The following is a 20,196-nucleotide window of genomic DNA, read 5'->3' on the forward strand; positions in this document are numbered from 1 at the left end:
CTTAAGTCTCCCTTTTGGAGTTTATTGAACATGCCCACCATCGAACTGCACCCCGCCCACCGCGACGAACTGCAAACCATCGAAAACCTCATGCAGTTCTACATGTACGACTTCAGCCAATGGCTACCACTGAAACTCGGCGGACATGGCTTCTTCAGTATTCAGCAGAAAGACGACTATTGGCGCAATCCCGCTACCCAACCGTTCCTGATCCGCGTCGGCGGTGAACTGGCCGGCTTCGTGACCGTGGATAACGACACCCACATCGACGGCGCCGAATACAACATCAGCTACCTCTTCCTCACTCGACGCTTCCGTGGCCGAGGCGTCGCGCAGTTTGTCGTCTCTGCCCTCTTGAGCCGTTTGCCCGGTCAGTGGCAGATTTTCCATATCGACGCCAACCTGCCTGCACGGCACTTCTGGGCCAGGTTGATCCCCAAATTGAGCGGTGGTGAGTTCGTCCGCCAGCAGCGTTCGGTCGACGGTTATCCCTGTACCTTCTATGTCTTTCACAGCCCCGCGTCCGTTGCCTGAACGGAACTTTTCTCATTCCAAAACAGCTTTGTCCGACAATATGTAGTGATCAAAAATAATCACTACAAAACCGTTGACGGCGTCGTTTTGCTTTTGCATGATGAAGACGTTCCCCGATCGGGAACATCGGTAACACGCTTGAGCAAACTCGTCTGACCGCCGAGTTGTTTTTTCCGGATACACGCTGCCCACAAGGCAGATTGAAGAAGCTGACCTGGCCTGAACGTCCAGTACAAGGACGAGAAGCGCTGGCGAAAATTCTCAAGACGCTTGTGGTCGACCCTGAAAACGTCGTCAAGGAGCCTCCCGGTTTTCGCTGCTTCTCCTCGTTGTGACGCTATTGCGTAGCAGTTATTCAACACGACTACATGCAACAGACGCATGACCCCGTACTTCTCACGGGCGACCGCTGACGTCCTGGTTTCGGTGCCAGGGATCAACTAACCGATGGGCTACCTGTATTAGCGAATCAACTTTGAAAGATCACCAGACTGGTCAAGGGGCAAACATCATGAATCTGAACAATCAACCTACTATCGAAGAACTGGCTCGTATGTTCGCGGCGCAAAAAGACAGCCACGACAGCCACATTCTCTGGATCAGCAAGTCGGGTCAGGTGCATATCGACTGCCTGTCGCCCCACGCTGGTGAAGAAGAATTCGACCGCAACAACCAGAACCTGCTGGCCCGCCTGAAGATGTACCGCCGTGGCCATGGTTATGTCGGCAAGAAAGCTGCGGCCGATAAAGACTTCATCGGCAATGTGCTGCAGACGCTGAAACAGGCGTGGGATTCGATGCAGAACAAGAATGAAGTTCGGGTGATTGACCGGTTTTGCTGAGTTATAACTTCAATAAATAAAAAGGGCCTGCTTCCAAAAGAAGCAGGCCCTTTTTATTGCTCCCTGAAACTGCCCTGTAGGAGCTGCCGAAGGCTGCGATCTTTTGATCTTGTTTTTTAAGATCAAGATCAAAAGATCGCAGCCTTCGGCAGCTCCTACAGGGGGATATTGAGTTCCAGTACCAGGTTCATGAACGCCAGCGCTGCCGCGCTGTGATAATTATTGCGCCGGCGCAACAACGCCGCCCCACGCTGCGGCGCTTCGTTCTCGATTGGCAGCCTGCGCAACGCCCGATCCTCGGTAGCAATCGCCTCGGGCAACATCGTCGCCATCGGCGCATGTCGCACCACCTCCAGCAACGTGCTCACCGAGTTCACCTCGATCCGCACCTGCGGCGTGATCCCCAACTGACGAAAATATTCATCGATTGATAACCGGGTAATGAAGTCCGGTGCCAGCAAGGCGAAATCCAGCTGTGCAAGGTCACTCGACGTCAGTATCCCGCTGCTGTCGTACAGCGGATGTTCACGCCCGACCATGACTCCCAGGGTTTCGGTAAACGCCGGAATGCACTCGAGATCGGGGTGGCGCACCGGGGTAAAGGCAATCGCGATGTCCAGCGAATCGTCCGCCAGTCCCGCTTCGATATCGTCCATCGACAGCTCGAAAATCTGCAGGTGGATACCCGGGTAGCGCGCCGCGAAATCACGCACCAACGGCCCGACCAGATACGCCATGAAGGTCGGGGTCATGGCCAGGCGCAGGTTGCCACGGGACAGATCCTTCACGTCATGCAACGCCCGCTTGCCCGCCTCCAGCTCCACCAGCACCCGCCGCGCGCATTCGATGTAAGCCTCGCCGGCATCGGTGGCCTTGACCGTGCGCGAAGTGCGATCGAACAGGGCCACCCCCAGAGTTTCCTCAAGTTGGCGGATCTGTTGCGACAGGGTCGGCTGCGACACGTGCAACGCCTCCGCCGCCCGGGTGAATCCGCCGTGGTCGGCCACGGCCAGCAGATAACGCAAATGTCGCAACAGCATCGGGCTCACCATCTATAGGCAGGACTTATGCAAAGCATTGTATATCGGTCTTGGACGCTATGGATCAACCGGCAGAAGATGGCTCCCACACAGCAAGCCAACCTTGAAAGGAGCGACACCATGCAACAGTCCCACGCTTACAACGATGCCAGCCTGGCCCTGACCACCCGCATTCTCGACATCAAGGCCCGCAAAAATCTGTCGTGGCAGGATCTGGCTGACGACACCGGCCTGAGCCTGGCCTACGTCACTGCGGCCCTGCTCGGCCAGCACCCTTTGCCGCAAGACGCCGCGCGAGTGGTCGGCGCCAAGCTTGAACTGGACGCCGACGCCGTTGCCGCCCTGCAGATCATCCCGTTGCGTGGCAGCCTCAGCGGCGTGCCGACCGACCCGACCATCTACCGCTTCCACGAGATGATCCAGATCTACGGCACCACCCTCAAAGCCCTGGTCCACGAGCAGTTCGGCGACGGCATCATCAGCGCCATCAACTTCAAGCTCGACATCAAGAAAGTCGAAGACCCGGAAGGCGGCTCCCGCGCCGTGGTCACCCTCGACGGCAAGTTCCTGCCGCTGCGTCCGTTCTGATCCACCCGGCCCGCACCTGAGGTGCGGGCCCATCCAAATCTCAATTGCCAAGTCGTCACCCCATCTGCCTGGAGGCTGCCCCATGCACAAAATTCTGTTGACCCTGGCCCTGCTCGCCGGCCTCGCCGCCCAGGCCCAGGCTGATGAAGAGGCCATTGCCTACCGCTACGGCATGGCGCTGGATATTGCTGAAGTCGTGAGCATCACCCCGGTCGCCGACGTCTGCGGCGTTGTACCGGTCGAGATGACCTACCTCGACAGCCACGGCGCAAAACACATTCTTCAATACAGCGAATTCGGCACCGGCTGTTCGAACTGAGAGGACAACACCATGAAAAACCTGATCGAAGGCTTCCTGAAGTTCCAGAACGAGGCGTTTCCGCAACGCACCGAACTGTTCAAACACTTGGCGACCACTCAACAACCCGGGACCTTGTTCATCACCTGTTCCGACAGCCGCGTGGTGCCGGAACTGCTGACCCAGCAAGAACCCGGCGAGCTGTTCGTGATCCGTAACGCAGGCAATATCGTGCCGTCCTACAGCCCGCATCCGGGCGGGGTGTCGGCGACGGTGGAATATGCGGTGGCGGTGCTTGGGGTGACTGACATCGTGATCTGCGGCCACTCCGATTGCGGCGCGATGACCGCGATTGCCCAATGCAAATGTATGGATCACCTGCCCGCCGTCAGCGGCTGGCTGCAACATGCCGAGTCGGCGAAAGTGGTGAACGAGGCACGACCGCATGCCAATGACGCGGCGAAATTGAGTGCGATGGTGCGGGAAAATGTGATCGCGCAACTGGCGAACATTCAGACCCACCCGAGCGTGCGCCTGGCCCAGGAGAAAGGCCTGCTGAACCTGCATGGCTTGGTCTATGACATCGAGACCGGGTCAATCGACGCGCTGGCGGCGGATCGCCGTACGTTTGTGCCGCTGGCTGAGCAACCGGCGACGTGTGCCATTCAGGCAAACGCCAGCGCAGCCGCCTGATACAAATCCGCTGAGGTGAAGAGGAACTTGTGGCGAGGGGATTTATCCCCGATGGACTGCGCAGCAGGCCCGATCTCTTGGGGCCGCTTCGCGCCCCATCGGGGATAAATCCCCTCACCACAGGGCCGGTGTGCATCAATCGGGATAAGGCGTTTTCAGCGTTTTACGCTGAGATCAACCTGCGTCATGCGACTACGAACCGTAAACACCCCATCCCCCGAAAGAATCGCACTGCGCGCAAACAGGCGCCCGCTCTCCCAGTTCGAAAGCCCCAGCTCCGGTTTGTTCAACGCGTACTGCCCATCGACCCAACGGGTAATCCCGTTGCCCACAAACGGCGCGTTCACCGCGTTGTAGAAACGTTCCTGGGCCGCCGCATCCTCGCTGATCAGCGACACCGTGAACTGCGGGCTGTAGCGGTTGAACAGCGCGATCGCCTGATCCAGATCATCGACGATCATCAGACTGACTTCCGGGGTTTCTTCCCATTCCCACTCGCGACCCAAATCGGACTCCGCCAGCGCTTCGGCCAAGGCCTCGGTCTGATAACCCTCGGCGCGATAGACCTCGACCGTTGTGTTCTGCCACTCGGCCGGCAGGTAGCTTTCACTGCCGGCGACGATGTGCAGTTTGCAGCCCTGCCCGCGTGCTGTTCCCGCTTGTTTGAGCGCATCGAGGAACAACGGCAGCAGTTCGGCGACACGGTCGCGTTGAATCAGGCAAACGTTCAGCGTGTTGCAGACCTTGCGATCCAGCGAGTTGCGCACCACGGCGGCGAAGCGTGTGGCATCGGCATCACGATCGGCAATCAGCCATGCGCCGCCAGTGCCATGCAGGCTGACCGCCGTGCCCGCTTGCTGGGCGATGCTGCCCAACTGGCTGACCGCACGCCCCGAACCCCGGGCCACCGCCAGCGACAGACGCCGGTCGGCGAACATCGCCCAACCGGCGGCGTGATTGACGCTCTCCACCAGCGACACCGCCCCCGCCGGCAGACCGGCATCGGCCAGCGCCGGGTTCAGCGCGTGAGTGACGATCGCTTGCGCGGTGCCCAACGCGTCGCTGCCGATGCGCAGCACCGCGGTGTTGCCAGTGCGCAGTACGCCGGCGGCATCGGCGAACACGTTCGGCCGCCCTTCAAACACGAACGCCACAATGCCCAGCGGCGACACCACTTGTTCGACTTTCCAGCCGTCGTGTTCGACGCTGCTGATGACCTTGCCGCGCGTGGCCGGCGCATCACGCCAGGCGCGCAGACCGGCGATCATGTCACGGCGCATGCGCTCGTCGGCGAGCAGCCGGGTGGTGGAGCGACCACGGGCCTTGGCGCGTTCGATGTCGGCCAGGTTCGCCGCTTCGATCAGGCTCCAGCATTCCGGGGTTTCCAGACGTTGGGCGAACAGATCGAAGAAACGACTGATGGCTTGGTCGGTCACCGCCGACAAGGCAGTGAAAGCCGCTTCAGCGCGTTCGATGGCCACCGCAGCGGCCTGTTGATCGACCACCGCAATCAGCAACAGCTCGCCACTCACCTGCTCGACCAAAAGGTGGTCACCGGGCTGAAACCGCGCCGCCAGTTCGGGGCTGACCACGGTCACGCGGTTACCAGCGAAAGGGATCGGCGTACCGGCGACTAGACGTTCGAGCGCAAGAGACATGAAGCGGATTCACCATATGAGGGGCGGCCGGAAAATGTAGCGGATTCTGCGCTGTAATACACCTTCTACAAACAGCATCAAACCTGTGGGAGCTGGCTTGCCAGCGATGAGGCCGGCAAGCCCGGCATCGATGTTGCTGAACCACCGCTATCGCTGGCAAGCCAGCTCCCACAGGGTTTTGCAGTGTTTGAAAGATCGGGTCAGAAGACTGACCAGCCAATCCGCGAGCTGAGCATCTCCAGCGCTGCCATCCCCGCCAGCGAGTTGCCAGCAGCATTGAGTTCCGGCGACCATACGCACACGCTGAATTGCCCCGGCACCACCGCGACAATCCCGCCGCCGACCCCGCTCTTGCCCGGCAGGCCGACGCGATAGGCGAAATTGCCGGCCTCGTCGTACAAACCGCTGGTGGCCATGATCGAGTTGACCTGCTGAGTCTGGCGACGGGTGAGGATCTGTTCGCCGCTGTGTTTGCAGAACCCGTCGTTGGCGAGGAAGCAGAACGCCCGCGCCAGGTCGATACAGTTCATGCGCAACGCGCAGTGGCTGAAGTAGCTGCGCAATACCGCTTCGACGTCGTTGTGGAAGTTGCCGAACGATTGCATCAGGTACGCCATGGCCGCGTTGCGGGCGCGGTGCTGGTATTCGGATTCGGCGACCTTGCCGTCGACGATCACCTGTGGATTGCCCGACAGGCGCCGCACGAAGTCACGCATCGACAGGGCCGGCGCGGCGAATCGCGACTGGTTGATGTCGCAGATCACCAGCGCCCCGGCGTTGATGAACGGATTGCGCGGACGCCCGCGCTCGAACTCCAGCTGCACCAGCGAGTTGAACGGCTGGCCGGACGGCTCGTGTCCCAGACGCTCCCAAATCGCCTCGCCGGAATGCTCGATGGCCTGCACCAGGCTGAACACCTTGGAAATACTCTGCACCGAGAACGGCGTCTCGGCATCGCCGGCGCAATACATTTCGCCGTCGTTGCCGTACACGGCGATGCCCAGTTGATTGGCCGGCACAATGCCGAGGGCGGGAATGTAGTCAGCCACTTTGCCCTGCCCGATCAGGGGCCGGACAGCGTCAAGAATCTCGTTCAACAGCGCTTGCATGCCGGGTTCCGAAGTCTCGCCCCATGGGATTGCGGGGACACTGGGGCTAGACGCTGCGCAAGCTTGCGGAATCACACAAACCCTGTAGGAGCTGCCGAAGGCTGCGATCTTTTGACCTTGCCTTTCAAAATCAAGATCAAAAGATCGCAGCCTGCGGCAGCTCCTACGGAGATCGGTCAGTGTGCGCCGTCGAGGCCGGCGAGCAGCGCACTGTCGCGGCTGTAGATATCCGGCGCATAACGCACTTGCCCATCCTTGCCGACCTGCGCCGTCCAGTAGGTCATCAGGATCGGCACCGGGGCCGACAGGCGGAATTCGTGGGTGCTGCCGGTGGCGAGCAACGTGTCGGTACGCGTACGTTCCGCCGGGGTCAACAGCAGGTCACGCAGTTGCATCGGGTGCTCGACCCGCACACAGCCCGAGCTGAAGGCGCGCGGGCCTTTGTCGAACAGGGCCTTGCTCGGCGTATCGTGCAGGTACACCGCGAACGGGTTGGGGAAGCGGATCACCAGTTGCCCCAGCGGATTACGCGGCCCGGCCTCCTGGCGCAGCATGATGTTGCCGGGGTTGTCCCAGTCGATATCCGCTGCGGCCAACGGCTGGCCATGGGCGTCTAGGACTTGCAGGTTCTGCCGGCTGAGGAAGGTCTGATCCTTGCGGATCGCCGGCAGTTTGTCTTCTTTCCAGATGGTCGGCGGCACGGTCCAGGTCGGGTTCAGGGTCAGGCGCGTGACCCGGGATTTGAGCAGCGGGGTCTGCCGTTCGGCGCGACCGACCTGGGTACGGGTCTGCCAGACCGGCACACCGCCCTGATACAGGGTCAGTTCGGCGGCGGCGACGTTAACGAGCAAGCCATTGGGCTCCATGTCTTGGGCCAGCCAGCGGAAGCGTTCGAGGTTGACTCGCAACTGCTCGCGGCGCGTCAGCGGACTGATGTTCAGTTCGGCAATCGTTCCCGGCCCGACCACCCCGTCGGCCTGCAGCGAATGGTTGGCCTGAAAGCTCTTCACCGCTTCCACCAGCACGCCTTCATAGGCATTGCCGGGCGTGCCGGTGACGTGAGTCAGATAGCCTTCGTTGAACAGGCGCTGGGCCAGTTCCGGCACGCGCTTGTCCTCCATCGCCGGGCGCAGCAGCGGGCCGTTGCCCACCGACTGCCAGTGCGGCAAGGCCTGCAGCCGTTGGCTGGCGTAGAGATGACGCAGGCTTTGGTACTGCGCCAGACGCGGACGCGCCAGATCGAACGCGGCTTTGATGTCGTGCAGGCCGGGGACGGCGATCAACAGCAATTCAGCCTGACGATCACGCGGGGTGTCATCGGCATGCCACAGCGGCTCGAAATGCGACTGCAACAGACGCCCGAAATGCAGGTCTTGCAGCGCTTGCAGATAAAAGCGGCTGATGTCGATATCGGCACACAACTCGCCGTCCTGCGGTGGATTGACGGCCACCGGATAGCGCTTGGGATTGAGGCCATCGTCGGCCAACAACTGCAACTGCGCACGCAAGACCGGCAAACGCCCGGACTCGCTGGCCCACACCGGCAGCCAGTCCTGCTGCTGGTAGAACGCTTGCAGTTGCGCCAGCGCCGGACCACTCAGCTGTGCGGCAATCGCCGGGCATGCCTGAGGCAAACCGATCAGCACCGCTTGCAGCGGACTTTGTGGTTCGACCGGCATTTGCGCCGGCGGCGTCGGCAGGGTCTGCAACGGCGGCAAGGGTTCATCGGCACAAGCGACAAACGGCGCAGCGAGCAAACAAATGCTCAAGTAGCATGCGTACTTTTTGAACAACTGCTTTACTCCAATCCGTGGCCGTCTCATTGACGGTCAACCTTACATCAGGTGCGCTGAACAGTCAGGCTCGAAACAGGGGTCTGTCGGGTATGACTGGGAGTCAGGAGCCAAAGTGCCAAATAAGTAGCCAGTGAGGACACTGTATAAATGTTGACGTTTTTGCGCCGACTTCTGCTGACCAGCGCGACCCTCGTCGCCGTGAGCAGCCCAGCTTTCGCCGCCGGCAAGCCATCGCCGGTTCTCTTCACCAGCCTCGCGCACGCCGCGCCGGAACTCAATCCCCAAGCGCTCAAAGGCGCCTTGAACGCCATGCAATGCGCGGTCAACAACGGCGCGCGCCCCTCACGCCATCTGGCGATCATCGATTACTCGCAACCCTCCACCGCGCGCCGGCTGTGGATCTTCGACCTGAGCAGACAGAAACTGGTGCTGCGCGACCTGGTCGCCCATGGTTCGAATTCCGGGGAAAACTTCGCCACTCAGTTCTCCAATCGCGAAGGCAGTTACCAGTCCAGCCTCGGGCTGTTCCGCACCCAGGAAAGTTACGAGGGAACCCATGGTTATTCGCTGCGCATGGACGGTCTGGAGCCGGGCTTCAATGATCTGGCCCGCGACCGCGCCATCGTGATCCACGCCGCCGACTACGTGAATCCGCTGTGGAGCAAGCGTCAAGGCCGAATCGGACGCAGCCAGGGTTGCCCGGCGGTGCGTCCGCAAGTGGCAAGGCAGGTGATCGACAAACTCAAGGACGGCCAGTTCATGTTTTCCTGGTACCCGGATCAGCGCTGGCTGAAGTCCTCGCCGTACCTCAACTGCCAGCCACAACAGGTGGCGAGTATCTTGAGTACCCACGCCAGCTGACGATCAGGGCCATGACCATCAACACCGCCGCAACCCCGAACGTACTGTGTAAGCCGCTGCCGATGACGTCGGCCGGGGCTTGCGTCGGGTTGCCAGTAGCGAAGGCAAACACCGCGCCCATGACCGCCGCGCCGGTGATCAGTCCGAGATTGCGCGACAGCCCGAGCAGAGCCGACACTACGCCGCGCTGATCCTGACTGACCGTCGCCATCAACCCGGTATTGTTCGCCGCCTGAAACAATGCGTAACTGCTGGCAATCACCGCCATCGGCAACAGATACCCCGGCAGGCCGAGACGCATCGGCAACAACGCCAACAAGCTGCAACCCCCGACCATCCCGAGCAACGCCCCCGGCACCACACGCCGCGCACCGAAGCGATCCACCAGACGCCCGGCCGGCACCCCGCCGCACGCGGCCAGCAGCGGCCCGACTGACAACGCCAGGCCGACCACGGTGCTGCCCAGTCCCAGGCCTCGGCTCAGGTAAAACGGCCCGACCACCAGCGTGGTCATCATCACCGTCGTCACCAGCAATGTCAGCGCAAGGCTGCTGCTCAGACGCGCATCGGCGAACAATGACAAACGAATCAGTGGCGCCTTGGCTTTCATCTCGACCGCAACAAACACCCCTGCTCCGCACAGGCTGACCAGCAGCAACATCAATGTATGGCCGTCGAGCGTCATCGCCAGCGCGTAGGCGGCCAGCGTCAATACCAGCACCACGGTGCCGAGGTAATCAAACGCGACTGCCGATTTGGCCGGGCGATCGGCCGGCAGAAAGCGATAAACCAGCCACGCATTGAGCAAGCCCAAGGGCACGTTGAGGACAAAGATCGACGGCCAACCGACATGCGCGATCAACAGACCACCCAGTGACGGCCCGAGGCTGGTGCCGGTGGCCGACATCGTCGCGAGCAGGCCCATCGCACTGCCCGCCCGCGCTTTGGGCACCGCATCCGCCACCAGCGCCACGGTCAAGGCGAACATGATTGCCGCGCCAAGGCCCTGCACGGCCCGGGCGCCGATCAACCAGCCCAACCCCGGAGCCAGTGCGCAACACAACGACCCACTGGTAAAAATGCCAATGCCGATCAGCAGCAATCGCCGCCGCCCGAACACATCGCCCAGACGCCCGACGCTAACAATCAACGTGGTGACCGCCAGCAGATACGCCAGCACGATCCATTGCACCTGTTGAAACGTCGCATCGAACGCTGCGGCCAGGGTGGGTAATCCGGCGTTGGCGATGCTGGTGTCCAGTGACGGCATCAACATCGACAGCGCCAGGCTGGTCAGCGCCCAGCGGGCTTGAGGTGGCAAGGGGGATCCGGGCATCGGGCGCTCCTGGTGCAAAGGTCAGACGGCATAGCCTGAGTCTCGACAAGGCAAGGCGCAAGACGCATGCTTTGCACTTGATACCTGCATGGAACGCCATGTCATGAGCGCACCGGACCTTAACCTGTTGATCACCCTTGACGTACTGCTGCGCGAAGGCAGCGTCGCCCGCGCCGCGCAAATTCTGCAGCTGAGCCCCTCGGCCATGAGCCGTGCGCTGGCCCGACTGCGCGAGACCACCGGCGATCCGTTGCTGGTGCGCGCCGGCCGAGGTCTGGTGCCGACCCCGCGTGCGCTGGAGTTGCGTGAGCGAGTCAGCACGCTGGTGCAGGAAGCAGAGGCCGCTTTGCGCCCCGCCGAGATTCTCGACCCCGGCCAGCTGCAGCGCACCTTCACCCTGCGCAACACCGACGGTTTTGTTGAAACCTTCGCCGCCGCCCTGCTCGCGCGCATCGCCGAAGAAGCACCCGGCGTGCGCCTGCGCTTTGTGCAGAAGGCCGACAAGGACAGCACCCTTCTACGCGAAGGCCGGGTGGATCTGGAGACCGGTGTGGTCGATGACAGCACCGACCCGACGTTGCACAGCCGTATCCTGTTTCAGGATCACTGGATTGGTGTAGTCCGTGAGGGCCATCCGTTGAGTGCGGGCAAGATCAGCAGCAAACGCTTCGCCGGCGGCCAGCACATTCTCATCTCACGTCGCGGGCGCAGCAGCGGCCCGGTGGACGAAGCGTTGCTGGCTGCGGATCTGACGCGGGATATCGTCACTTCATTCGGCGGATTTTCGGCGGCGCTGACGCTGGTCCGCGAATCAGACCTGATCGCCACGGTTCCAGAGCGTCACACCAGTAAGCTGCGCATGGGCCTGCACAGCTTCGCCCTGCCTTTCAGGATGCCGCCGATCAGCGTGTCGATGCTCTGGCACCCGCGCATGGACGCCGACCCGGCGCACCGCTGGTTGCGCAATTGCGTACGGGAAGTCTGCGTCTAACGCGCATCGCCGCCGGCCGGTTTATAGAACAGGAATTTGCCGACCGCGGCGGTCTTTTTGTACTCCTTGGCCCAGCTCGGGTGCACGTTGCGATCATGAAAGTACAACGCGCCATGGGTGCGATCCGGCAACTGGCGGTTGAGCGCCTTGCCGGCGATGTCCTTGGCCAAGGTGTATTCGGCGTCTTCCTTGACCTGATCGGCCTTGCCATCGCACCACCAGGAAAACTGGCAGCTCTTGGTTTCCGACCCTTGTTTGACCACAGCACACACGGTGTCGGGGAAGCCGTCATGGCCGAGGCGGTTCATCACCACGTTGGCCACGGCCTGCATTTCCGCAGTGTCACGACCCTTGGCTTCCCAGTAGATACTGCGTGCCAGGCAGGTGATCGGATCGTCCAGCGGCGCGGTGCCGGCGGGGTCCACGGCTTGTACTTCAGTCGGTGTGATCGCTTCGGATTTGGGTGCCGGCGCCGCGCTGACTTTGTCGGCGGCTTTCTCTTCCAGCACCTGGGCTTTTTCTTCGGCCTTGGCCTTGATCGGGGCCTGATCGGTGGCCATCACCACACCAGCCATCAGGGTTACTGCGAAACAGCCAGCCAACCATTTCAATCCCATGTCAGTTATTCCGGCAGCGCCCGTTCCGGGCAAGGTGTTTCGTGGGGGAGACGCCCGGTTCCCGGGGCCTTCGGAGAGTGTAGACGGCAAAGGCCGGCGTAACGTTCCGCAGAAAAACCGGCTCGATGAAGAAAAAAGACATTGCACGGACCGGGGGCCTTTCGCGCATCATGAGCGCATTCCGCTCAAGGAGATTTCCATGCGTTTCATGCCATCCGTTTTGCGCTTTGCCGCGCTGTCCTTTGGGCTGGCCGTGGCCGCCTCGGCCATGGCTGCCGACGAGTCGCAACTGATCGAGTCGATCAATGCCTACCGCAGCCAACCGCAGCGTTGCGGCAGCCAGGCGTCCAATGAACTGCCACCGCTGTCGGCCGACCCACGACTGAGACTGCCGGCCACCGGCGCTGTAGATCTGCAACAGGCCATGGCCAGCGCCAGTTACCCGATGGTCAATGTGCAGGCGATCACCCTCAACGGCCCACGCGATGCGGCGTCGGCGATGAAGGCGATTGAGGAGAGCTTCTGTCAGGTGGTGCTGGATCCGCAGTTCGTCGATGTCGGCGTGAGCCGCGCCGATCGCGACTGGCGCATTGTGCTGGCACGTCCACTGCTGTCGGCAAAACTCGGGGATGCGCAGAGTGAAGGCCAGAAGTTGCTTGAACAACTCAACGCCGCCCGCGCCCAGCCACGTCAATGCGGCGGCCTGGCCTTTTCCGCCGCTGCGCCATTGGCCTGGAATGCGAGCCTGGGCACGATCGCCCAGGATCACAGCCGCGACATGGCCAACAACAATTACTTCGACCACAAGGACCGTGACGGCCGCACCCCGGGCGACCGCGCCGAACTGGCCGGCTACAGTGGCCAGCAGGTCGCCGAAAACATCGCCGCCGGGCAAGACACCGTGCGCAAAGTCGTCGACGGCTGGCTCGCCAGCCCCGGCCACTGCGCCAACCTGATGAACCCACAATACAAGGAGCTCGGCGCCGCCTACGCGACCGACCCGAAAAGCAGCGCCGGCATTTACTGGACTGCGATGTTTGGCGCGCCGTAATCCTGATTGATGGAACATCAGCGATCACAGCTGACAGTGGGTGTGCTCTGACACCGGTGGCGACTGCACGGACGCCGTCACGAGCACGCCCACTGTGGGCGTTCAAACCCGATCGTCGTCCCGCTGAACAATCCACTCATCATCGAGCGCATCAATCAGCCATTCACTAATAGTGATTGGACGCTTGCCAACGTTGCCCCTAACCTGCGTGCACTCCATTCCTTCCGCTGAATGCGGCTTCTCTACTCCTGCAAGGCTGTCATGTCAGAGCGTGTCTTGATCGATGGTTACAACCGCCGTGTCGACTATCTGCGCATGTCGGTTACCGACCGCTGCGACTTCCGCTGCGTGTATTGCATGGCCGAGGACATGCAGTTTCTGCCGCGCCAGCAAGTGCTGACGCTGGAGGAGATCTATCAACTGGCGCAGCGCTTCGTGGCGCTGGGCACGCGCAAGATTCGCCTGACGGGTGGCGAGCCGCTGATCCGTCCGGGCGTCGTCAAACTGTGCGAACAGATCGCCGCCCTGCCCGGCCTGCGTGAGCTGTGCATGACCACCAACGGCTCGCAACTGGACAAACTCGCCGCGCCGCTGTTCGACGCCGGGGTCAGCCGTCTGAACATCAGCCTCGACAGCCTCGACCCGGATCGCTTCAAGCAAATGACCCGCACCGGTGATCTGGCGCAGGTGATCAAGGGCATCGATGCGGCGCGCAAGGCCGGTTTCACCCGAACCAAACTCAACGTGGTGGTGATGCAGGGGCGCAACGATCAGGAGATCAATGATCTGGTGAGCTTCGCCATCGACCGCCAGCTCGATGTCTCCTTCATCGAGGAAATGCCGCTGGGGATCATCAGCGAACACAGCCGCGCCGAGTCGTTTTTCTCCAGCGCCCAGGTGCGCGAGAAAATCGCTGAGCGCTACACCCTGATCGATTCCGCCGAGTCGACCCAAGGCCCGTCGCGCTACTGGCGCGTGGCCGAAGCACCGGACATTCGCCTGGGCTTTATCTCGCCGCACAGCCACAATTTCTGTGGCACCTGCAACCGGGTACGGCTGACCGTCGAAGGGCGTTTGCTACTGTGTCTGGGTAACGAGCATTCGGTGGACCTCAAAGCCGTGTTGCGTGCTCATCCGGGGCAACCGCAACGGCTGGAGAAGGCCATTATCGAGGCGATGAAACTCAAGCCGTACCGGCACAATTTCGAAGTGAACGACGACGTTCAAGTCGTGCGCTTCATGAACATGACCGGCGGTTGAGCCGCCCTCACCCTGCGTAACCGGGATCGCCCAGCATGATCGTCAGACCCAAGGTCAACCAGTTCGCCATTCTCTTCACGCTGAAAGGTTCGATCGCCAAACGCATCGCCCTGCGCACGTTGATGGTCACGCTTCTGGCCTCGGCCATCGTCCTGATGGAAATGCTCCACCCGAGCAACTTCACCAAGGTCAACGCCACGCCGTTCACCTTGCTCGGCTTGTCGCTGTCGATTTTCATGAGTTTTCGCAACAACGCCTGCTACGACCGCTGGTATGAAGCGCGCAAGGCCTGGGGCGATGTGCTGGTGCACATTCGTTCGGTGATCCGCGAAACCCAGGTCATCCGCGAATCGGCGCAGCGCAAACCGTTGCTGCTCAACCTCTGCGGTTTCGCCCACTCGCTGAATGCGCGGTTGCGCCGGGAAAGCGAAGCGGCGGCCAGCCGTGCGTGGATCACCCCGCAGCACGATGCACAGGTGCCGGATTACAGCGGGCGCATTCTGCAGCAGGTCGGCCAACAGTGCTCCGACCTGCACCAGAGCGGCGAACTGAGCGAGTGGCGCTACATGCTGCTGGCCAATCACCTGACCAGCCTGACCCAGGCGCAAGCGGTGTGCGAACGGATCAAGAACACCCCGCTGCCCTTCCCCTACACCCTGCTGCTGCACCGCACCATCTATCTGTTCTGCATCCTGTTGCCGTTCGCCATGGCCGAACCGCTGGGCTGGCTGACGCCGCTGTTTACCGCGATTGTCAGCTACACATTTTTTGGTCTGGACGCGATTGCCGATGAGCTGGAAGACCCGTTCGGTCGCGACGAAAACGACCTGGCGACCGACTCGCTGGTGCGCACCATCGAGCGCGATATTCTCAGCGAACTGGGTGAGACCGACCTGCCACCGATGTTGTTGCCGGTGGACTATGTGCTGAGCTGATCTCGCTCCCCCCGCAAGTACGGTCTGATCACTCTGACCCACCCCATAATCGATCTGCTCTATCGGCGCCGTTGACCTCGGCCAACGCCTTTGAAACCATGGGCGCCAGAGCGGATCGACAGGCTATTCAATTCTTCCGATCCAGCGCACATACCGTCAGGTGAGATCGTCGCACCTCGCGTTTTTCGTGCGCTGCGCGCCGCTGTGTCGATACTCAATCCGATTTCTCAACGAGCAGGTGCTTTCGTGGACATCAAACAACTCAAGTTCCTGATCGCGCTGGACGAAACCCGACACTTCGGCCAGGCCGCCGCCCGCTGCCACATTACCCAGCCGACCCTGTCGATGCGTCTGCGCAACCTGGAAGATGAGCTGGATCTGGTGCTGGTCAATCGCGGCCAGCGCTTTGAAGGGTTTACCGAGGCCGGCGAACGAGTGCTGGCCTGGGCCCGCACGCTGCTGGCCGCGCATGACGGCCTGTTTGCCGAGGCCGCAGCGTGCCGCGGGCAACTGGTCGGCAGCCTGCGCCTGGGCCTGGTGCCGTTGAGCAACTTCAACCCGATCAATTACATCCAGAGCTTGTCCGGCACGTATCCCGAGCTGAAATTCAGTCTGTCGTCGGGGAGTTCAGACGAGATCATCGCCGAGCTTGGCAACAATCAACTGGACCTGGGCGTGTGCTACCTCGACCACGTCAACCACAACTATTTCGATTTTTTCGAGATTGGCGAAACCCGCGTCGGGCTGCTTTACGACAACCGTCACTTCCATTTCGAAGGCTCGGACATCAGCTGGGAAGACGCCGCCGAACTGCCGCTGGGGATGATCACCACCGGCATGCATTACCGCAAATCCATCGACCTGAGTTTCCGCAGTCGCGGCCTCAATCCGCAGCCGATCCTGGAAAGCGATTCGACCTATCAGCTGTTGCAGGCCATTCATCAGGGCTTCTGTTGCTCGATCATGCCGCTGGACAGCGGGCTGGAAGAGCCGATCGAACATCTGTCGTTCATGCAATTGCCGGATGCCAGTGTGCTGGCACCGCTGGGGCTGGTGATGCGCAAGACCGAACCGCGTTCGGCGATCGCAGAGAAGTGCTTTGCCGAGGCGCGCAAGTTGTTTGGAAACGGCCAAGCCTGACACCACACTTGAACAAAAAACTGCTTAGATAGCGGCTCCGACAACATCCACCGCAGGCGCCGCGTTTGAACACCTCATCCGAAGATTTGCCCAGACCCGCTCCCGTAACGCTGCGCCAGGCCTGGCGCTTCTGGCTCAAGCTCGGCTGCATCGGTTTCGGCGGCCCGGCCGGGCAGATCGCGATCATGCATCAGGAACTGGTCGAGCGCCGGCGCTGGATCTCCGAGCGACGGTTTCTGCATGCGCTCAACTACTGCATGTTGCTGCCCGGCCCCGAGGCCCAGCAACTGGCGACCTACATTGGCTGGCTGTTGCATCGCACCTGGGGCGGGGTGATCGCCGGGGCACTGTTCGTGCTGCCATCGCTGTTCATCCTGATTGCGCTGTCGTGGCTGTACATCGCCTTCGGCGACGTGCCGGTGGTCGCCGGAATCTTCTACGGGATCAAACCGGCGGTGACCGCGATTGTCTTGCACGCGGCGCACCGCATCGGCTCGCGGGCGCTGGAAAACAGTTGGTTGTGGGCGATCGCCGGGGCGTCATTCGTGGCGATTTTTGCCTTCAATCTGCCGTTCCCACTGATCGTGCTCGGCGCGGCACTGATCGGTTATCTCGGCGGGCGACTGGCGCCACAGCGCTTCAACAACGGCGGTCAGCGCAGCAGCGCCAAATCCTTCGGCCCGGCGTTGATCGATGATGACACGCCAACGCCTGAGCATGCGCGCTTCAGCCTGCCAAAGCTGTGGCGCCTGCTGTTGATCGGCGCGGCGTTATGGTGTTTGCCGATGGGCCTGCTGACCGCGCTGTTCGGCTGGGACGGCACCTTCACGCAAATGGGCTGGTTCTTCACCAAAGCCGCACTGCTGACCTTCGGTGGTGCTTACGCGGTGTTGCCGTATGTGTATCAAGGCGCGGTCGGGCATTACGGCTGGCTGACGCCGACGCAGATGATCGACGGCCTCGCCCTCGGCGAAACCACACCCGGCCCGCTGATCATGGTGGTGGCGCTTGTCGGTTTCATCGGCGGCTACGTGCAACCGGCATTCGGCGCGGAACATGCGTTCGCCGCCGGTGCACTGGCGGCGACGCTGGTGACCTGGTTCACCTTCCTGCCTTCGTTTCTGTTCATCCTCGCCGGCGGGCCGCTGGTGGAGTCGACCCACAACGAACTGAAGTTCACTGCACCGTTGACCGCGATCACCGCGGCGGTGGTCGGGGTGATCCTCAACCTGGCGTGTTTCTTCGCTTATCACGTGTTCTGGCCGAGCGGTTTCGCCGGGCATCCGGATCTGTTTTCGATCGGGCTGGCGCTGCTGGCGGCGTTGGCGCTGTTCATTTTCAAACGCGGGGTGATCGAAGTGTTGATCGTTTGCGCCCTTGCCGGGCTGGGCTTTCACCTGCTGCGCTGAACGTCGTCCAACGGTGCCGGGGCGCAATCAGCGGTTTACAGGCCCGCAGATTGCCCCTTACTATCCGGGCACACCGGTCGGCGGGTCTGCCCCGCCACCGACGCTTTCCGCCAACGGAAACACGCGTTATGAGTACGTCACCACAACAACCAGAAAGGTTGAACGTCTCCGCTGTGTGCGCCCCCTGTCACAGGGGCCGCGCATGAATCGCATCGTCAATCTCCCCATGGCCCTGCGCCGTTCCAAGCTGCGTCACTCCGCACGCCCGCCGGATATCGCCTGCTGATTCCGACAGTCAGAAAAGATCCATTGTGGTGAGGGGATTCATCCCCGATGGACTGCGCAGCAGTCCCTATCTTTTTGGCCCGCTACGCGCGCCGTCGGGGATAAATCCCCTCACCACAGGTTCAGTGTCACTTCCGACTGCCGGGCATTAGCGAAATACTTTTTTCTTTTTGATATCCCTGCCAGGACACCCACGCCTGTTTACCGCGTCGTGTCCGGCCCGACTCTGCGCGCCTGCGCGGCGCCATCGTGAGTGATTGACCATGAAATTCGCAGCCATCGAAGACGCACACCTGTTCCTCGAACAAAACCCCGATATCGACATGATCGAGCTGTTCATCCTCGACGCCAACGGCGTGCCACGCGGCAAGCTGTTGCACCGAGAAGAACTGCTTGCCGTGTACCAGAGCGGTCGCCCGCTACCCAGCACCATCCTCGGCCTGACCGTGCAGGGCGAAGACGTGGAAAACTCCGGGCTGGTGTGGGACGTCGGCGACATCGACTGCCGCGCCTACCCGCTCGAAGGCAGTCTGGTGCGCCTGCCGTGGCGACAGATTCCCACCGCGGCGGTGCAGGTCAGCATGCACCCGACCGAGGGAATGCCAGCGAGCATCGCCGACCCGCGTCATCTGCTGATCAAGGTCATCGACGGCCTCAAGGCCGAGGGTTATCACCCGGTGATGGCGTGCGAACTGGAGTTCTATCTGCTCGACGCCAAACGCGATCACAACGGCCGTCCGCAACCGGCGCTGGATGCCGATGGCGGCCGACCGCGACACACTCAGGTCTACGGTTTGCGCGAACTGGAGCAGATCGAACCGTTCCTCGCCGACCTCTACAGCGCCTGCAAACTGCACGGCATTCCGGCGCGCACGGCGATCTCGGAATATGCGCCAGGCCAGGTGGAAATCACCCTCGAACATGGCGACGCACTGGTCGCGATGGATCAGGCGGTGCGCTACAAACGTTTGGTCAAAGCGGTGGCGCACAAGCACGGCATGCAGGCGACGTTCATGGCCAAGCCGTTCGATGATCTGGCCGGCACCGGCATGCACATGCACGTCAGCCTCGCCGATGGCGAAGGACGCAACCTGTTCGCCGCCGAGGATCCGGCCGGCACCCCGCTGCTGCGCACGGCGATTGGCGGCATGCTCGCCTCGCTGCTCGATACGCTGCTGCTGTTCTGCCCCAACGCCAACTCCTACCGCCGGTTCCAGGCCAACAGCTACGCGCCATTGGCGCCGACCTGGGGCGTCGACAACCGCACTGTCAGCCTGCGCGTACCGGGCGGCCCGGCCAACACCCGGCATATCGAACATCGCATCTGCGGCGCCGATGCCAACCCGTATCTGGCGGCGGCAGCGATCCTTGCCGGGATCCATCGCGGGATTCGTGAAAACCTCGATCCGGGTGCGCCGGTCGAGGGCAACGGCTACGCGCAGGCCAAGGAATTGCTGCCGACCGATTGGCTGACGTCGCTCCAGGCGCTGGAAAATTCTGCGTGGGCGCGGGATGCCCTGGGCCAGGAATTTCTTGGCGTGTACCTGGCGGTGAAGCGTGCCGAGTACCGGCAGTTCATGGCCGAGGTGGGTGAGCAGGACTGGCGTTGGTACCTGACCGAAGCCTGACATACACCCTGAATCCTGTGGGAGCTGGCTTGCCAGCGATGGGGCCGGCACCTTCAGCATCTCTGGTGACTGATACGCCGCTATCGCTGGCAAGCCAGCTCCCACAGGGTCCTCGAATTGACTCCC

19 protein-coding genes are annotated in these 20,196 nt (G+C 61.8%); 13 read left to right on the forward strand and 6 right to left on the reverse strand.

What is annotated here, in order from left to right:
• Positions 1 to 30 precede the first annotated feature (30 nt).
• Both ACYZUM_RS14310 and ACYZUM_RS14315 read left to right on the forward strand, forming a co-directional pair.
• Entirely contained in the window at positions 31 to 534 is a 504-nt protein-coding gene (locus ACYZUM_RS14310; RefSeq protein ID WP_108183040.1) for a GNAT family N-acetyltransferase, read from the forward strand.
• Between the two features lie 511 nt (positions 535 to 1,045).
• The gene (locus tag ACYZUM_RS14315) at positions 1,046 to 1,375 is read left to right on the forward strand and encodes a hypothetical protein (RefSeq protein ID WP_047293552.1); all 330 of its coding nucleotides are present in this window, start codon (positions 1,046 to 1,048) and stop codon (positions 1,373 to 1,375) included.
• A 155-nt stretch (positions 1,376 to 1,530) separates the two neighbouring features.
• On the opposite strand, the gene cynR is transcribed toward ACYZUM_RS14315, so the two are convergent.
• Entirely contained in the window at positions 1,531 to 2,415 is an 885-nt protein-coding gene (gene cynR / locus ACYZUM_RS14320; protein ID WP_108183041.1) for a transcriptional regulator CynR, read from the reverse strand.
• A 120-nt stretch (positions 2,416 to 2,535) separates the two neighbouring features.
• Between cynR and cynS the strand changes: the two genes are divergently transcribed.
• From cynS to ACYZUM_RS14335, 3 genes are all read left to right on the forward strand, one after another.
• Positions 2,536 to 3,003, forward strand: a complete 468-nt coding sequence (gene cynS, locus ACYZUM_RS14325) for a cyanase (protein WP_108183042.1) — start codon at positions 2,536 to 2,538, stop codon at positions 3,001 to 3,003.
• Positions 3,004 to 3,085: 82 nt separating this feature from the next.
• Complete coding sequence (locus tag ACYZUM_RS14330) at positions 3,086 to 3,322, forward strand: DUF2790 domain-containing protein (protein WP_047293546.1); 237 nt, start codon at positions 3,086 to 3,088, stop codon at positions 3,320 to 3,322.
• 12 nt (positions 3,323 to 3,334) lie between these two features.
• On the forward strand, positions 3,335 to 3,994 hold the full coding sequence (locus ACYZUM_RS14335) for a carbonic anhydrase (protein WP_108183043.1): 660 nt from the start codon (positions 3,335 to 3,337) through the stop codon (positions 3,992 to 3,994).
• Positions 3,995 to 4,149: 155 nt separating this feature from the next.
• Here ACYZUM_RS14335 and ACYZUM_RS14340 read toward each other — a convergent pair whose 3' ends face one another.
• From ACYZUM_RS14340 to ACYZUM_RS14350, 3 genes are all read right to left on the reverse strand, one after another.
• Positions 4,150 to 5,652, reverse strand: a complete 1,503-nt coding sequence (locus ACYZUM_RS14340) for an aldehyde dehydrogenase family protein (protein WP_108183044.1) — start codon at positions 5,650 to 5,652, stop codon at positions 4,150 to 4,152.
• 200 nt (positions 5,653 to 5,852) lie between these two features.
• Positions 5,853 to 6,761 carry a glutaminase B gene (gene glsB / locus ACYZUM_RS14345; RefSeq protein WP_108183045.1) on the reverse strand — a complete coding sequence of 303 codons (909 nt, stop codon included), beginning with the start codon at positions 6,759 to 6,761 and terminating at the stop codon, positions 5,853 to 5,855.
• 176 nt (positions 6,762 to 6,937) lie between these two features.
• The gene (locus tag ACYZUM_RS14350) at positions 6,938 to 8,554 is read right to left on the reverse strand and encodes a L,D-transpeptidase family protein (protein WP_142579982.1); all 1,617 of its coding nucleotides are present in this window, start codon (positions 8,552 to 8,554) and stop codon (positions 6,938 to 6,940) included.
• Positions 8,555 to 8,704: 150 nt separating this feature from the next.
• Between ACYZUM_RS14350 and ACYZUM_RS14355 the strand changes: the two genes are divergently transcribed.
• Positions 8,705 to 9,418, forward strand: a complete 714-nt coding sequence (locus ACYZUM_RS14355) for a murein L,D-transpeptidase catalytic domain family protein (RefSeq protein ID WP_108183047.1) — start codon at positions 8,705 to 8,707, stop codon at positions 9,416 to 9,418.
• On the opposite strand, the gene ACYZUM_RS14360 is transcribed toward ACYZUM_RS14355, so the two are convergent.
• Positions 9,366 to 10,754: an MFS transporter gene (locus ACYZUM_RS14360; RefSeq protein WP_108183048.1), complete on the reverse strand. Its 1,389-nt coding sequence runs from the start codon at positions 10,752 to 10,754 to the stop codon at positions 9,366 to 9,368. The genes ACYZUM_RS14355 and ACYZUM_RS14360 overlap by 53 nt on opposite strands.
• A 103-nt stretch (positions 10,755 to 10,857) precedes the next feature.
• Here ACYZUM_RS14360 and ACYZUM_RS14365 point away from each other — a divergent pair, with 103 nt between their 5' ends.
• Complete coding sequence (locus tag ACYZUM_RS14365) at positions 10,858 to 11,745, forward strand: LysR family transcriptional regulator (protein WP_108183049.1); 888 nt, start codon at positions 10,858 to 10,860, stop codon at positions 11,743 to 11,745.
• On the opposite strand, the gene ACYZUM_RS14370 is transcribed toward ACYZUM_RS14365, so the two are convergent.
• A complete protein-coding gene (locus ACYZUM_RS14370) occupies positions 11,742 to 12,362 on the reverse strand; it encodes a cell wall hydrolase (RefSeq protein WP_108183050.1) in 621 nt (206 codons plus the stop codon). The genes ACYZUM_RS14365 and ACYZUM_RS14370 overlap by 4 nt on opposite strands.
• Positions 12,363 to 12,561: 199 nt before the next feature.
• On the opposite strand from ACYZUM_RS14370, the gene ACYZUM_RS14375 reads away from it, so the two are divergent.
• From ACYZUM_RS14375 to ACYZUM_RS14400, 6 genes are all read left to right on the forward strand, one after another.
• Positions 12,562 to 13,413, forward strand: coding sequence for a CAP domain-containing protein (locus ACYZUM_RS14375; RefSeq protein ID WP_108183051.1), 852 nt, complete (start codon positions 12,562 to 12,564; stop codon positions 13,411 to 13,413).
• A gap of 261 nt (positions 13,414 to 13,674) precedes the next feature.
• On the forward strand, positions 13,675 to 14,673 hold the full coding sequence (gene moaA, locus ACYZUM_RS14380; RefSeq protein WP_108183052.1) for a GTP 3',8-cyclase MoaA: 999 nt from the start codon (positions 13,675 to 13,677) through the stop codon (positions 14,671 to 14,673).
• Between the two features lie 35 nt (positions 14,674 to 14,708).
• Entirely contained in the window at positions 14,709 to 15,608 is a 900-nt protein-coding gene (locus ACYZUM_RS14385) for a bestrophin family protein (protein WP_108183053.1), read from the forward strand.
• A 246-nt stretch (positions 15,609 to 15,854) separates the two neighbouring features.
• Positions 15,855 to 16,748, forward strand: coding sequence for a LysR family transcriptional regulator (locus ACYZUM_RS14390; protein ID WP_108183054.1), 894 nt, complete (start codon positions 15,855 to 15,857; stop codon positions 16,746 to 16,748).
• Between the two features lie 65 nt (positions 16,749 to 16,813).
• Complete coding sequence (gene chrA, locus ACYZUM_RS14395; protein ID WP_473061344.1) at positions 16,814 to 18,157, forward strand: chromate efflux transporter; 1,344 nt, start codon at positions 16,814 to 16,816, stop codon at positions 18,155 to 18,157.
• A 548-nt stretch (positions 18,158 to 18,705) separates the two neighbouring features.
• Positions 18,706 to 20,070 (forward strand): glutamine synthetase family protein, encoded by a 1,365-nt coding sequence (locus tag ACYZUM_RS14400; RefSeq protein ID WP_086792631.1) that lies wholly within the window; start codon positions 18,706 to 18,708, stop codon positions 20,068 to 20,070.
• Positions 20,071 to 20,196: the final 126 nt, after the last annotated feature.

This window comes from Pseudomonas sp. m6p, assembly GCF_055760375.1.

What these genes read in the sequence shown, in the direction of transcription:
- ACYZUM_RS14315 (WP_047293552.1), top strand. Translation starts at nt 1,046, where the DNA reads ATGAATCTGAACAATCAACCTACTATCGAAGAACTGGCTCGTATGTTC.
- ACYZUM_RS14310 (WP_108183040.1), top strand. Translation starts at nt 31, where the DNA reads ATGCCCACCATCGAACTGCACCCCGCCCACCGCGACGAACTGCAAACC.
- cynS (WP_108183042.1), top strand. Translation starts at nt 2,536, where the DNA reads ATGCAACAGTCCCACGCTTACAACGATGCCAGCCTGGCCCTGACCACC.
- ACYZUM_RS14365 (WP_108183049.1), top strand. Translation starts at nt 10,858, where the DNA reads ATGAGCGCACCGGACCTTAACCTGTTGATCACCCTTGACGTACTGCTG.
- glsB (WP_108183045.1), bottom strand. Translation starts at nt 6,761, where the DNA reads ATGCAAGCGCTGTTGAACGAGATTCTTGACGCTGTCCGGCCCCTGATC.
- ACYZUM_RS14340 (WP_108183044.1), bottom strand. Translation starts at nt 5,652, where the DNA reads ATGTCTCTTGCGCTCGAACGTCTAGTCGCCGGTACGCCGATCCCTTTC.
- ACYZUM_RS14335 (WP_108183043.1), top strand. Translation starts at nt 3,335, where the DNA reads ATGAAAAACCTGATCGAAGGCTTCCTGAAGTTCCAGAACGAGGCGTTT.
- ACYZUM_RS14385 (WP_108183053.1), top strand. Translation starts at nt 14,709, where the DNA reads ATGATCGTCAGACCCAAGGTCAACCAGTTCGCCATTCTCTTCACGCTG.
- cynR (WP_108183041.1), bottom strand. Translation starts at nt 2,415, where the DNA reads ATGCTGTTGCGACATTTGCGTTATCTGCTGGCCGTGGCCGACCACGGC.
- ACYZUM_RS14330 (WP_047293546.1), top strand. Translation starts at nt 3,086, where the DNA reads ATGCACAAAATTCTGTTGACCCTGGCCCTGCTCGCCGGCCTCGCCGCC.
- ACYZUM_RS14360 (WP_108183048.1), bottom strand. Translation starts at nt 10,754, where the DNA reads ATGCCCGGATCCCCCTTGCCACCTCAAGCCCGCTGGGCGCTGACCAGC.
- ACYZUM_RS14375 (WP_108183051.1), top strand. Translation starts at nt 12,562, where the DNA reads ATGCGTTTCATGCCATCCGTTTTGCGCTTTGCCGCGCTGTCCTTTGGG.
- moaA (WP_108183052.1), top strand. Translation starts at nt 13,675, where the DNA reads ATGTCAGAGCGTGTCTTGATCGATGGTTACAACCGCCGTGTCGACTAT.
- ACYZUM_RS14400 (WP_086792631.1), top strand. Translation starts at nt 18,706, where the DNA reads ATGAAATTCGCAGCCATCGAAGACGCACACCTGTTCCTCGAACAAAAC.
- ACYZUM_RS14355 (WP_108183047.1), top strand. Translation starts at nt 8,705, where the DNA reads ATGTTGACGTTTTTGCGCCGACTTCTGCTGACCAGCGCGACCCTCGTC.
- ACYZUM_RS14370 (WP_108183050.1), bottom strand. Translation starts at nt 12,362, where the DNA reads ATGGGATTGAAATGGTTGGCTGGCTGTTTCGCAGTAACCCTGATGGCT.